We start from the raw sequence: 13768 nt of genomic DNA on the forward strand, positions 1-13768 counted from the left end.
AAAAACCCTTCCGGCCACAACAACAAAAAACCCGAAAGCTCCAGAAGTAGAATCCGGCGCCTTCGGGCCTTATGCCGACTATGCAGTTTTATTTCGAACGGGATTGCGTCTGCTGCCGAAGGAATAGGCGATTGAAGAAATCGATGACCGGCCGCTTGGACTTGTCGACGATGCCGGTCACTTCCGCGCCGATCTGCAGCAGGAAGATGAGCACGCAGATGACGATGAAGGTAACCCAGTTGCCCATGCCGGTGCTGGTGGCGATCGACTGGACGATGGCGCATGCGCCGAAGAATCCGGCGATGCCGTAGATGATCAGCACCGTTTTGCGGTGGCTGAAGCCCAGTTGCTGCAGTCTGTGGTGGAGATGTCCTTTGTCCGGCTCGAAGATCGGCTTCTTCTGCAGCCAGCGCCGCACGATCGCGAAGAACGTGTCGGACAGCGGAACGCCGATGATCAGAATCGGGGTCACGAACGAGACGACCGTAATCTGCTTGAACCCGAGCATGGACAGCGTCGCCAGCGCGAAGCCGAGGAACAATGAGCCTGAGTCGCCCATAAAGATTTTGGCCGGGTGGAAATTGTAATATAGGAAACCCGCTACGGCGCCCAGCAGCACGGTCGAGAGCAAGATAACCGATCCCTGCCCCATCAGCGCGGCCATCACGAGAATCGTGCCGATCGCGATGCCGGAGACGCCGGCGGCCAGGCCGTCGAGTCCATCGATCAGGTTGATGGCGTTCGTGACGCCGACGATCCAGAAGATCGTGAGCGGAATGCTCAGCCAATCGCCCATCGGCTGCATGGCGGAGCCGAACGGAATGTTAACGAGATTAATTTTGATGTCGAAGCCGAAAACGACGATGCAGGCCGCCCCAATCTGAACGAGGAATTTCAGCTTCGCGTTCAGCTGGAAGCGGTCGTCCAGCGCACCCAGAAGCACGATCAAGGTGCCGCCGGAGAGCAAGGCGTAGATGAGATTCCGGTCGTAGGAGCTAAGCAGGCCGCTCGGCATCCAAGGCAGGAATAGAAGGATAACGACGGTAAATGCGGCATATATGGCTAACCCGCCCATTCGGGGCATGACCCGCGTATGCACTTTGCGGTGATCCGGCACGTCCATGGCGCCGATCTTGATGGCGAAATTTTTAACGAACGGCGTAAGAGCAAGCGATATCGCGAGCGCCAGCGCAAATCCGGCGACTCCGATTCCTACCAACCAGCCTGTCGGCATCTGCAACTCCCCTTTATGTGTACACCGGAAAGAATTATACTCCGGTCCCACGGAATTCAACAAGGCATTTAACCAACCGTTTTCCGGCGAAATGGCCCGTTTCCTTCGTTTTCAGGACTTTTTCAGCGGGAATTATCTCGTTTTCAGAACGTTATCTCCGTCTTTGACGACTTTAATCGCGAATTTAGGGAGTACCAACATTCTCTTGTACCGCGACGGCTCCTGAAGCAGCCGGTAAAACCACTCCATCCCCAGCTTCCGGAACGCCGCGGGCGCTCTCTTGAGCTTGCCCGAGATCACGTCGAAGCTGCCGCCGACGCCCATCATGACGGGAACGGCGAGCTCGTCGCCGTATTTCGCCAGCCACGGCTCCTGATTGGCCACCGAACGGGCGACGAACAGCATGTCGGGCGCGGCTCTCCGAATGTCGGCCACGACTTCGGCGTCATCGTCATCTTTGAAGTACCCATTTCGTTTTCCGACAAAACGCACTCCCGGAAACTGAGCGGCGAGGTTCGCGGCGGCGGCATCCAGAATGTCTTGGCTCGTGCCGAGCAGATAGACGCTCCAGCCACGCTTGTCTCCTTCGCGCATCAGTTCGTGCAGCAGATCGAAGCCAGCGACCCGCTCGGCGACCGGCTGTCCCAGCCGCCTGGCCGCCCACACGACGCCCGCGCCGTCCGGCACGATCAGATCGGCCGTCTCCAGCGTCCGCTGGAAAGCGGGATCTTCCCGCCCTGCCATGAGCATGATCGGGTTGCCGGTCACGATACGCTGCGGACGTTTATCCTCGATCGCCCGGGTCAGGTACGCGACCGTCTCTTTCATCGTCATCTTGGAAAAGGGGACGCCGTATAAAGAGACGGTCGGATACGGTCTCAAGTTGCTGGTGCCTAATGCCACAAAAGTCACCTTCTATTCTTGTCGGTCAGGATTCGCAAAATGCGTTCGGCCGGACGGATGGCTTCTTCCTTCAGCCCGCGAATGGCGGCCGCCTTGGCAGCCCGCCATTCTCCGGGCTTATCCAGCAACGCGGCCGCGCGCTCCGCGAAAGCTTCGGGATCGAGCGCTTCCGTCGTCCCGACGGCCTTCTCTCCGAGGCGGGCGAGAAACTGGTCGATCTTCGGGTCGTAAGACAACCCGAGCAGCGGAACCTCGCGGTTCGCGGCATAGATGAGCGAGTGCAGCCGCATCCCGACTAGCAGCGCGCAGCGATCGACCTCGCGCAGCATCGCCTGCGGCGCCTCGTGCGCCGGGGCCAGCTCCGCCGGCACCCCGGCGAGCGCCAGCCGTTCCATCACGTGCCGCGAGGCATCCTCGTCGGCCCCTTGATGGAACGGCAGCAGGCGCAGCCGGACGCTCCGCCGTCCGGCCAGCGCCCCAAGCGCGGCCGCCGCGCGGTCCAGGTCCGCGCGGTCGCCGCGCCAAAACCGCACGGACACGCCGACCGTCGGCGGCTCGTCCGCAACCGTATCCGCTGCCGCCGTACCGTCCGGCAGCGGAAGCCCCATGACCGGATCGGGCACGACGTCGATCCGGTCATGCTCAACGCCGAACCGGCCGAGCAATTCGGCCGATTCGGCGTCGCGCACGCTCACGTACGCCGCTTTGCGGAACGCTCGCGCGATCCACGGGCGGAACATCCCCCGGTTCACGGGGCCGATCCCCTGCGCATACACGAACGTCGGCTTGCCGCACCAGCGGGCCAGCCTCATGACTCCCAAATAGTACGGAATCGAGCCGAGCCCGGTTGCATCCTGGAGCAGGCTGCCGCCGCCGCTGATCAGCCCGTCGCTGTCCTTCAGCGCCCGGCGGATCTCCCCGAGCTTCATGCGCGGGACCGCCCGGATGCCGTACTGCTTCTCCGTCCAGGCCGGATCCCCCGACAGCACGACCGGCTCCACGCGAACGCCCAGCTTTCGGCCGACCTCTTCCAGGGCGGTCAGAATGCTGAGCAGCACCGCCTCGTCTCCGCTGTTGCGAAATCCGTAGTACCCCGACAACACCAGCCGGCAAGCGGCCGACTCCGGCTTTTCTTTCATTATGTCTCGCACCGCCCGTTTTTACATGAAATGAACCTAAAAATTTGGGCTCCGCCGGGCCGCCTGACATAAGCGAACCCGGCGAAGCATAAACGTAAGGTGTCTTTCTCGTTTACCGCCCCGCTTGCGGACGGGGCCGGTACAAGCGCCACAGCGCCTCCAGCACCTGCCACACGACGATGCCGACAAGACCGATCAGCGCGCCGATGCCGAGGCCGAGCAGGTCGCGGATCGCGGACAGATAGGCCGGCGTATGAATGTGGGCGAACGTGTCCACCATCGACAGTTGGCCGACCGACGCCACGACGAGCAGCACGAGCGCCCAGCGGTAGCGGAACGCCAGGAACAGGCCGACCAGGAAGATCGGGTGCCCGAGCAGGAATTCTTTCGTGCGCGGCCGGACGCCGAACGTATCCTCAAGGATGGTGCGCAGATGCAGCTCCAGTCCGGTCGCTTCGCCGCTGTTGCCGGTGCGCGAAAGGTAGTACATGCCGACCGCTCCGACGATCGCGATGATGATGACCCAGAGCACGGTGATCGGCTGCTTAAGCAGCGTCTTCAAGTTATGCATCACCGATCCGCCGTAACCGTACAGCACCGCATACAGGGCGACAAGCGCGATCGGAGCCAGATGAAGCAGGCTGACGCCGCGGAATTGCTGAAGCACGAGGCTGTAGGTAATGTCGCTGAGCAGCGCGATCACGAACGGCACGGCGAAGACCGACAGAATCGACGTACGAATGTACAGCAGGATCGCGCCGCCAAGACGCCCCCAAGCCGAGCTCGGGACCGCTCCGCCCTTCTCCCGCTTGTTGCGGAACCAGCGGATGAGCAGCACCAGCGAGACCGTGGGCGACGCAATGGCGACGAACAGGGCGAGCGCCTGGGTCAGCAGCGAAGATTGCAGTACGAACGTGGCCGCTCCGCCGATCGCTCCGATTAGGGTCACCGGCAGCAGAATCGCCGGAATGAACAGGCCGATCGCAATCGCAATGAGCGCGACGGACCCCGCGATCGCGAGAGCGCGCCAGAGCGCTTCGGCGGGAGCCTTATGAATCGAGAAGGCATGCGCCTCGCCGGGTACGAAACCGAAATCCTGGATCCGCTCGAGCGTGCCTTTTAAATTTTCCTCTTTGTCGCCGGTCAGCGCCTGTCCGATTTTCTCCACCGGCGTCGTGATCTGTCCTTTGGAAGAATCCCTCACCGCCATGCCGTTCAAATAGATGATCCGGATGTTGCGATCCTTTACCGCCAGCAAGAACCGGTCGACAAGCGTGGTCGGCTGGGCGGCGTTCATCTCGGCTTCCGAGATCGAATGTACGCGGACGACATTATAGTCGAGCAGTTTGGCCAGGGTGCCGAGGCCTTTCTGCGGAACTTTCAAATTCTCGATGGCACCGACGCCGATGCCCGCTTCCTTCAGATGGTTCGCGAACTGTTTCAGGCTGTTGCTCTCCGCCTGGCTCGCAAAACCGGTAACGGCATCTCCGTCGAAAATAATGCGTGTCACGCCCAGCTCTTTGAACTGGTTGATCCAATCCGCCGCCTGAGCGTCATCGTAAGGAACGGAACGGTCGGATAACCGCGGAACGACAAGAAATCCTTGGTCGTGCAGCGACTTCATCTCGATCGGATTCGGCTGCATCTGCCGAGCGGCCGCATCCTCCGGACTCAAGTTGATGATCATGCCCGAGCGGCCCTGTACGGACCAGTCGCTCATTTCCACGCCGGCTTTATTGAAGGTCTGCTCCACGATCGGGCGCAGCGTCGGTTCGTCCTCCGGCTTGTTGAACAACAAATAAGTGCGGTTGTCGTCGGGAGTCGCCAGCTTGCCTTCCAGGAGAGCCGCTTGACTTGCGCTGTACACCGTCACTTCGCCCGACAAGCCCAGCTCGGTCAGGTTGCTCTCGTAGATGGCCATGGCGGTAACGCCGGCCGCTTTAAGCGATTGCAGTTGGGCTTGCACGAAAGCCGAAGGGTTCGGCTGCGTCAGGGACATCTGCAGCAAATCCTGATAGTCCATGACGAATTCCACTTTCTTGGCAGACGCCTCCGTCTGCACGCGCGAATAGATAACCGGCAGCGTGCCGATCAATCCGAGCAGGACGACCGCCCATAACCACTTGGCCAATCTCCGGTTCCACTGTTCGAGCCACTGGGGCACAACGGTCACTCCTCTTGTTGTTGCTAAGATAGCCAATTTTCAAAATCCGCTTGCAAAAGGATCAGGAAGATTTGTCCATAGAATGCCCGCTCCGTTCCGATCCATGTACGACAGGGACCGTCCCGCTTCAGACAAGCTTGTCCCAGGCATCCCCCGCCGGGCTCTCCCCGCGCGGCAACCCGCATTCGGCGAAGGCCGGGGGCCTTGCGCGAATGCGGGTCGGCTATCGGGTCAGCTCAGCGAGTCGACGCGGGCCATGACGGCCGAGACCAGCTCGGCAATCGCCTGTTCCGCCGCCGGCAAGCCGTCTTTGCGAACCGCGAAATACACTTTGATCTTCGGCTCCGTCCCCGAAGGGCGAAGCGTGAACCACGAGCCGTCCGCGAGCAGGTATTTCAGGACGTTCTCCTTCGGCAGCCCGTCCAGCCCTTGCTCGTAATCGAGCACCTTGGTTACCTTGACGCCGGCTACTTCCGCGGGCGGGTTCGCGCGCCAGTCATTCATGATGCCGGCGATTTTCGCCACGCCGTCCTTGCCTTTGAGCGTCCGGGATTCGAGCTTCTCCAAGTACGTGCCGTACTGCTTGTAGAGCTCCAGCAGCACGTCGTAGAGCGTTTTGCCCTGCGTCTTAAAGAAGGCTGCCGCTTCGCTGATCAGCAGGGACGCTACGATCGCGTCTTTGTCGCGCGCGTACGTGCCGGTCAAATAGCCATAGCTCTCTTCGTATCCGAAAAGGAACGTTTGGGAGCCCGTCTTCTCGAACTCGGTCATTTTCTCGCCGATGTACTTGAAGCCCGTCAGCGTGTTGAATACGGCGCAGCCGAACGAAGCGGCGATGTCGGCGCCCATCTCGCTCGTAACGATCGTCTTGATAACCGCGCCGTCTGCCGGCAGCCGGCCTTGCGCTTTCAAGTTCGAGAGCAAATAATGGACCATCAGCGCGCCCGACTGGTTGCCCGACAGCACGACGTACTGTCCTTGGTCGTTCTTGACGACGGCTCCCATCCGGTCCGCGTCGGGGTCGGTGCCGATGATCAGGTCCGCCCCGATTTGATCCGCCAGCTTGATGGCCAAGGTGAACGCTTCGTGCTCTTCCGGATTCGGAGATTTGACGGTCGGGAACAGGCCGTTCGGCTGTTCCTGCTCCGGCACGACATGAACCTGCGTGAACCCGGCCTTCTCCAGTACGCGCCGGACCGGCAAGTTGCCCGTTCCGTGCAGCGGCGTGTACACGACTTTGAGCCGCTCTCCCGCTCCGCCGCGCAGCATTTCCGGTTGAACGGATTGCGCCGCGACCGCGTTCGCGAACTTCTCGTCGGCTTCTTCGCCGAGCCAGACGATCAGCCCGCGCGCTTCCGCTTCTTCCCGCGTGAGCCGTTTTACCTGATCGAACGACGCAATGCCTTGAATCTCGGCGATTACCTGCTCGGCGTCGTCCGGCGTCAATTGCCCTCCTTCGGCGTTGTAAACTTTGTACCCGTTGTATTCCGGCGGGTTATGGCTGGCCGTGATGACGATGCCCCCGGCCGCCTTCAGGTCGCGCACGGCGAACGAAAGCTGGGGCGTAGGACGGAGCGAGCGGAACAGATACGTCTTGATTCCGTTGGCCGCCAGGACGCATGCCGCTTCCAACGTAAACGAGTCGGAATTATGGCGGGAATCGTGAGCGATGACCGCCGTCGGCGCGGAAGCGCCCCGGAGCAAGTAGTTCGCGAACCCCTGCGTCGCCTTGCCGATGACGTAACGGTTCATCCGGTTCGTTCCCGCGCCCATGACGCCGCGGAGACCGCCCGTGCCGAATTCGAGTTCCCGGTAGAACCGGTCTTCGATCTCCTTCGGCTGGTCCGCGATTCCCCGAAGCTCCTCCTTCGTCCGTTCGTCGACGTTCGGATCGTTCAACCATGCTTGATAGCGTTCTGCGGCATTCGATTCGGTAGGCATTCTTACTCCATCCTTTCTATTCTTGCTTTCTCTATGTATATAAGGCAATCCGGCGAAAAGCTAAGCTTTGGCGGGATCCGTCAGCGCGAACATCAGCATGCCTTCGGCCACGACTTTATCGCCGACCTTGGCTACCGCTTGTCCTTTGCCGATCGGCCCCTTGAGCCGGACGACTTCAACCTCAAGTGTCACGGTATCGCCGGGGACGACCTGACCGCGCCAGCGGAACTCGTCCACTCCCGCGAACAAGCCGATCTTGCCGCGGTTCTCTTCCACGCCGAGAATCGCGCACGCGCCGACCTGCGCCAGCGCCTCGAGCACGAGTACGCCCGGCATGACGGGAAATCCGGGGAAATGTCCGACGAAATGCGGCTCGTTCATCGTGACGTTCTTCAAGCCGACCGCGCGTTTGCCCGGCTCCAGCTCGAGAATGCGGTCCACCAGCAGAAAGGGCGGCCGGTGGGGAATAATCTCCTGGATTTGCGTTACGTCCAACATCATCAAATTCCTCCTTTAAATTGACGAATCGCATAAGCTTACGGTTCCATACCCATACTACAAGTATCCTTGGACGAACTGCAGTCGCCAAGGTTAAGATAAGAGGGCTCGCCGCCGCTTGCCATATGCACCAGCTGAGGCACGGCGGCGAACCCTTTTTCTCATCCGCAAAAAGGTAAAGTCCTGGGGTCCCCGCAAAGTACCTGAATGAGCTTCGAAGCTAAGCCCCACTTTGTGGGGTTATCTCACGAGGCCTGATTCAAATTCCGGAACTTCATCAAATAGACGCCGGTCGTCAAGAAAGAGAGAACGACGGCGCACCACAGCACGGCCACCCCGCCCGGCTGATCCAGGAAGAGCAGCATAATCGCCAAATAATAAACGGCGGTCGTCACTTTGCCGAACACATTGGCCGGAACGGTCTTCATGCCGCGGAAGTGAAAAAAAGCCGAGCTCGCGATCATGCCCACTTCGCGAATCGCCATCAGGATCGCCGCCGCCCAAGGAATCTCTCCTCCCACCAGAAGAGCCGCGATGACGGACAGCATCATGAGCTTATCCGCCAGCGGGTCCAGCATAATCCCGGTAGTCGTAATCTGTCCGCTTCGGCGCGCAATGTAGCCGTCCAGCAAATCCGTCAATCCGGCCAGCAGCACCACAAGCAGCGCCGTAACCGAATGATCGTTGAAGTACAACGCCAGGAACAAGGGGATCATGACGAAGCGGGACATCGTCAACATATTGGGAACGTTCATCCGAAGGCAATCCCCCCTCATCTCCAAGTTCTTACCTATTATAACGCGCATGTCTGCAGCCGTAAAACGGCTTAAGCCGCAGGACGCGGCGAAATGGACTTCGCTTTTGATTCCGCCGTCCTACCCGATGCCCAATAAGATATTCCCACAAAGTGGGGCTTCACTCCGAAGCTTACTCAGGTACTTTGCGGGGGCCCCGGGAGCTTATACATTCTTTATAGAAAAGAAAGCCCTCCTCGTAAGAACCGGAGAGCTTCGTTCCTGTTGCCTATCCCTGCCGGACCGGCGTCCGTCGTCCGCTCCCTCACGGGGCGAACACCAGGTCGTACATATGCTTCCAGGTGTTCAGATCGAAAACGTCGGCCAATTCCCGCTTGCCCAATACCACGTAACCGATTGCCATGCCTACGAACACGGCGACTATGCAAAGAACCGGAATAATCAATACTTTGATGCTCGTCCATATGACCTGCCAGAAGACTCTCCCGACGGAGCGCTTCTTCCGGACGGCCGGACGGTTGGAAGCTGTCACCAGGCTCCCCCCTTCTCGCGATTATCCGCGCAGATCGGTCGCCATCTGCAACATTTGGTCTCCGGACGACAACGCCCTGGCATTCAGCTGGTACGCCCGCTGTACGGTCACCAGGTCCGCCATCTCGTCCACCAGATTGACATTCGACTGTTCAAGGAATCCTTGCCGGATCGAGACGCCGCCGCTCTGCTGCGGCGCGGCCTGCACCGCCTGCACGACGTCGCCGGCGTTGACGTTCTGCGGCACCCCGTACAAGTTGTCGGCGACCGCTTGAAGCAATTCCGGCTTCAGCACTTCGACCAGCTTCAGCTTGCCGAGGTCCAGCGTCTCCGATTGATCCGCATTGACGGCCGTCAACGTGCCGTCGGCGGCGATATTCAAGTCGTATCCGTCGGGCACCCGGATCAGGGCGTCCGTTCCTCCATCGTCCGCTACGACCGGATTGCCGGTATCCGTGACGAGGAGCCTGTCTCCGTTGCCCGTCGGCATGAGCTGAAAGGCCCCTTGGCGCGTAAAGACGCGATCGCTGTTCAGCGTAGCGCCGGAACGAGCCTCGAACAGCGCGTTGCCTTCGATAGCTACGTCCGTGTTATTGTTCGTCTGCTGCAGCGGTCCCTGGGTCAGATCCAGCGTCTGGGCGACCATCCGCGCTCCCCAGCCTTGCGTATAGCCGAGAGGGCTGCGGCGCCCGGGCAGCTGGAAATCGCGCTCATGCGGCTGCACATTCGTTAGAATGTCCTCGAACACGGCATTTTTGCGCTTGTACCCGCTGGTATTCAGATTGGCGATATTGTCCGCCAGAATGTCGAGCTTCTGCTGCATGGCGCCCATGGAAGCGGCGGCGCTGATCATGGAGTTGTTCAACGTTTACCCTCCTTAAACCTTGCCGACTTCGTTCACGGCCTTGTCCAGGCTCTTGTCGTAAAATTGCACGACCTTCTGGTTCGCTTCGTATGCCCGAAGGGCGGACATCAGGTCGACCATCGACTGGGAGGAGTCGACGTTCGATCGCTCCAGATAGCCCTGGCGCACCTCGACCCGCTCGCCGTTCTGGACTTGGGCGATGCCTTGCGGCGCGCCTTCATAGCGGAACAGCCCATCCCCCTCGCGGATCAGGTCGTTCGGATTGTCGACGCGGGTCAGCAGCAGCTTAGGATTTCCGGCCAGAGCCGCCCCGGTGGTCTTGTCCAGCAGGCTGCCGTCCGAGGAGACCGCGACGTTGTCCCACGAGCCCGGCACCCGGATCGGTTGTCCGTTCGTTCCGAGGACCGGCAGGCCGTCAGACGAGATGAGCGTTCCGTCCGCCGTCGTCCGGAAGCTGCCGTTCCGGGTGTAGCGCCGATCCCCGTTCGCATCCTGCACGGTGAAGAAAGCTTGCGGCTGGTACGTGACGTTCCCGTTCGCGTCCACCGACTTGCCGGACGCATCGAACGTCGTACCGTTCACGAGAATATCCGAGACGAGCGCCAGGTCCTGCGAACGGTCGGTCTCCGTCATGTCGCCCTGCATCAGGCCGAGCAGGTTCTCTTCCGCGAACACGCCCGTATTGAGCTTGCCGACCGGCCCGTCCTGGGACTCGCTGCCGCCCATGGCGGAGAGCAGCATCTCGGGGAATGCGCGGTTGACCGAATTGGTCGCTTTATAGCCCGGGGTATTGAGATTGGCGATGTTGTTCGTAACCGAATCGTGGCGGCGCTGTTCCGCAATCATGCCCGAAGCGGCGGTATATAATCCTCTCAGCATAATCCTGCCCCCTTAGCTCAGCTTGCGGGTCATCTTGTCCAGATGGTCGAGCATGACTCCCGTCCCTTTTACGACGCAGTGCATCGGATCCTCGGCGATCAGCACGGGCACCTTGAGTTCGTCCGCGAGCAAGGCGTCCAGACCGTCGAGCAGCGCACCGCCCCCCGTCAAGATGACTCCGCGGTCGATAATGTCCGCGGAGAGCTCCGGGGGGGTGCGCTCGAGCACGCTTTTGGCGGAGGCGACGATGGAGGAGACGGGCTCCCACAGCGCTTCCCTGACTTCGTCGGAATGGATCGTCACGGTCAGCGGGAGCCCGGACACCATATCGCGTCCGCGGATGTCCATCTCCTCGTGCCTGCCGCTCATATAAACGGTTCCGATCTTGATCTTGATGTCTTCGCTCGTTCGTTCTCCGATCAGCAATTTATATTTATTCTTTATGTACTTCATGATCGCGGCGTCGAACTTGTCCCCCGCGACTTTAAGAGAAGAGGCGGTTACGACGTCGCCCATGGACAGAACGGCCACATCCGTCGTACCTCCGCCGATATCGACCACCATATTGCCGCTGGGCTGGAAGATGTCCATGCCCGCGCCGATCGCGGCCGCCTTCGGTTCCTCCTCCAGGAAAACTTCCTTGGCGCCGCTTCTCTCCGCCGCTTCCCGGATCGCCTTCTGCTCGACGGACGTAATGTTCGTCGGGGCGCAGATGAGAATGCGGGGACGGCTGTACCAGGTCTTTCCTCCTACGCGGCCGATGAACGCCTTAAGCATCATGTCCGTCACTTCGAAGTCGGCGATGACGCCGTCCTTGAGGGGACGAATGGCGACGATATTGCCTGGCGTGCGGCCGACCATCCGGCGGGCTTCTTCCCCGACGGCAAGCACCTTGCGGGTGTCGCTCTCGATCGCGACGACGGAAGGCTCGTCGAGCACGACTCCTCTTCCTTTGACATGAATGGACACGTTGGCAGTGCCCAGATCGATTCCGATGTCTTTGCTGAACATGAACGAGAATCCCCCACGGCGCTTGATATATCGTAATAGTTTATGATTCGCCGTTCTCGCGGAAAATCCTCCTTTTGTCGCGGAAAACTTATCTTTTACGCTTTGCCTGCCGTCAAAACTTCCCGTTTCTTGACGGTTGTCTTCTTGTATTTGATCTTGGTGGCTTCTCCTCCCCTCAGATGGCGAATCGATTTGTGGTATTCGAGAATGTGCTTGACCTGGTCGGCCAAGTCCGGATTGATCTCCGGAAGTCTCTCGGTCAGGTCTTTATGCACCGTGCTCTTGGAGACGCCGAATTCCTTGGCGATCGTCCGTACCGTGTTGCGCGTCTCCACAATGCACCGGCCGATCTTGATGGTGCGTTCTTTGATGTAATCGTGCACGCTCCCGCCTCCCTGCTCGAATAGATTGGTACATTATATGAGGGGCGCGGTCACTTATTCTTTGTTCCCAAGCCTGACAAGCCTAGAAAGTCCAAATATCGCGAAATGAATGGGTCTTACGACGGGGGTGTGCGGCTTAAGAAGGATGAGAAAAGGCGGAGCGCCCCCCTCGCGCTCCGCCTTCCGATCAAGCAATTTCACGTCCTCCATGCCTTGGGCGGCAACGGTTTGACCGGCCCGTCCCATCGATTTTACGCGTTCTCGTGCTCCTCCATCGCGGCTTGGACGATGACCAGGTCGCGGTAGTTCCGCAGATCGATCTCGTACGGCCGTTGAACCTTCGCGCCGTTCGCTTCGCGAACGATCCGGATGATCGGGCGATGGCTCATCGAATGCTCCACGTCGGCGACGACTCCGGTCTGCCCGCTGCTCAGCTTCACGACGAGGGAGACCGGGTACATCGAGACGTTGCGCAGAAATACCTGCACCAGGTCGAGATCGAAGTCGTAATTGCCGGCCGCGAACAAGTACTCCATCGCCTCGCCGAAGGTGAACGCCTTCCGATGATGCCGAGGAGAGATCAGCGCGTCGTACATGTCGGCAAGGCCGACGATCTGCGCGTATTCCGGAATGTCATTATGCTTGACGCCGAACGGATAGCCGCTCCCGCGATAACGTTCGTGGTGCAGCAGGGCGCACTTGGCCGAAGCCGCCGACACGCCCGGCAGGCGCGATAGAATCTCGAAGCCTTTTACCGTATGCTGCTTCAATTCCTTCCTCTCGAGCGACGTCAGCTGCAGCTTCGATTTGACGATTGCGGGCGGAAGCCGGGTCATCCCGATATCGAACAGCAGCGCGCCGACGGTCAAATCGTACAGCCTCGCCATATCGTAGCTTTTCGCGAGGCCGACGACGCAAGAGAGCAGCGCCACCTGCAGCGAATGGTCGAACAAGAAACGATCCGTCTGCAGCAAGACGCCCAGCTCCTCCGCGATCTCCCGCTGCGCCACGATCTCCGTCATCACGGTTCGGAACTGGCGGCGGAACCGGTCCTCCAGCATGCCGACCGCCACCCTTCCGATCGCCTGCTCCGACATCGCCATCTTTACGGCGTACTCGCAGGCCATCTTGCGGGCAGCGTCGTTATCCTTCAGATTCTCCGCGTCGCTCTCTTTCCAATTTGCGTCGCGCAGCCCGACGGCCCTCCCGGTCCGAACTGGCGCCGTTGCCGCCTCTTCCTTCCGATCCACGCAGACCGAAGCAACGCCGAGGTTGCGCAGACGGCGAATGTACTGCTCGGTCAACTGCGTTCCCGCTTCCAGCATGACGACTCCGTTCTTCCCGCGAACCGGCCTTGCCAGTACGTCTCCGGCCGATAATTCTTGAACCGCCGTCTCCCTCACGGCCTCCACTCCTTTAGAACTAGTCGATTTTTCCCAGACTATGTCGCACAATAGCGATAGTC

General features: G+C 60.2%; 13 protein-coding genes. All 13 read right to left on the minus strand.

Annotated elements, in window-relative coordinates:
* Positions 1 to 88: 88 nt before the first annotated feature.
* The 13 genes from H7C18_RS15370 to H7C18_RS15430 all read right to left on the minus strand — a co-directional run bounded on the left by H7C18_RS15370 (position 89) and on the right by H7C18_RS15430 (position 13706).
* Positions 89 to 1219: an MraY family glycosyltransferase gene (locus tag H7C18_RS15370; protein ID WP_185129979.1), complete on the minus strand. Its 1131-nt coding sequence runs from the start codon at positions 1217 to 1219 to the stop codon at positions 89 to 91.
* Between the two features lie 147 nt (positions 1220 to 1366).
* Complete coding sequence (locus H7C18_RS15375) at positions 1367 to 2068, minus strand: WecB/TagA/CpsF family glycosyltransferase (RefSeq protein ID WP_185129980.1); 702 nt, start codon at positions 2066 to 2068, stop codon at positions 1367 to 1369.
* 74 nt (positions 2069 to 2142) lie between these two features.
* Positions 2143 to 3276 (minus strand): polysaccharide pyruvyl transferase CsaB, encoded by a 1134-nt coding sequence (csaB, locus tag H7C18_RS15380; protein ID WP_185129963.1) that lies wholly within the window; start codon positions 3274 to 3276, stop codon positions 2143 to 2145.
* 112 nt (positions 3277 to 3388) lie between these two features.
* Positions 3389 to 5440 (minus strand): DUF5693 family protein, encoded by a 2052-nt coding sequence (locus tag H7C18_RS15385; RefSeq protein ID WP_185129964.1) that lies wholly within the window; start codon positions 5438 to 5440, stop codon positions 3389 to 3391.
* A gap of 231 nt (positions 5441 to 5671) precedes the next feature.
* Positions 5672 to 7381, minus strand: coding sequence for a phospho-sugar mutase (locus H7C18_RS15390; protein WP_185129965.1), 1710 nt, complete (start codon positions 7379 to 7381; stop codon positions 5672 to 5674).
* 60 nt (positions 7382 to 7441) lie between these two features.
* Positions 7442 to 7879 (minus strand): 3-hydroxyacyl-ACP dehydratase FabZ, encoded by a 438-nt coding sequence (fabZ, locus tag H7C18_RS15395; protein WP_185129981.1) that lies wholly within the window; start codon positions 7877 to 7879, stop codon positions 7442 to 7444.
* A 245-nt stretch (positions 7880 to 8124) separates the two neighbouring features.
* Positions 8125 to 8634 (minus strand): CDP-alcohol phosphatidyltransferase family protein, encoded by a 510-nt coding sequence (locus H7C18_RS15400; protein WP_185129966.1) that lies wholly within the window; start codon positions 8632 to 8634, stop codon positions 8125 to 8127.
* 304 nt (positions 8635 to 8938) lie between these two features.
* Positions 8939 to 9166, minus strand: a complete 228-nt coding sequence (locus H7C18_RS35740; protein WP_337913545.1) for a DNA-directed RNA polymerase subunit beta — start codon at positions 9164 to 9166, stop codon at positions 8939 to 8941.
* A 21-nt stretch (positions 9167 to 9187) separates the two neighbouring features.
* Positions 9188 to 10030 (minus strand): flagellar hook-basal body protein, encoded by an 843-nt coding sequence (locus H7C18_RS15410; RefSeq protein ID WP_185129967.1) that lies wholly within the window; start codon positions 10028 to 10030, stop codon positions 9188 to 9190.
* A gap of 12 nt (positions 10031 to 10042) precedes the next feature.
* Positions 10043 to 10909, minus strand: a complete 867-nt coding sequence (locus H7C18_RS15415; protein WP_185129968.1) for a flagellar hook-basal body protein — start codon at positions 10907 to 10909, stop codon at positions 10043 to 10045.
* 12 nt (positions 10910 to 10921) lie between these two features.
* The gene (gene mreB / locus H7C18_RS15420; protein ID WP_185129969.1) at positions 10922 to 11920 is read right to left on the minus strand and encodes a rod shape-determining protein MreB; all 999 of its coding nucleotides are present in this window, start codon (positions 11918 to 11920) and stop codon (positions 10922 to 10924) included.
* Positions 11921 to 12015: 95 nt separating this feature from the next.
* Positions 12016 to 12303, minus strand: a complete 288-nt coding sequence (spoIIID, locus tag H7C18_RS15425) for a sporulation transcriptional regulator SpoIIID (RefSeq protein ID WP_027094289.1) — start codon at positions 12301 to 12303, stop codon at positions 12016 to 12018.
* A 251-nt stretch (positions 12304 to 12554) separates the two neighbouring features.
* Positions 12555 to 13706: an HD domain-containing phosphohydrolase gene (locus H7C18_RS15430; protein ID WP_185129970.1), complete on the minus strand. Its 1152-nt coding sequence runs from the start codon at positions 13704 to 13706 to the stop codon at positions 12555 to 12557.
* Positions 13707 to 13768 lie beyond the last annotated feature (62 nt).

The organism is Cohnella zeiphila (assembly GCF_014212055.1).
Lineage (GTDB): Bacteria > Bacillota > Bacilli > Paenibacillales > Paenibacillaceae > Cohnella > Cohnella zeiphila.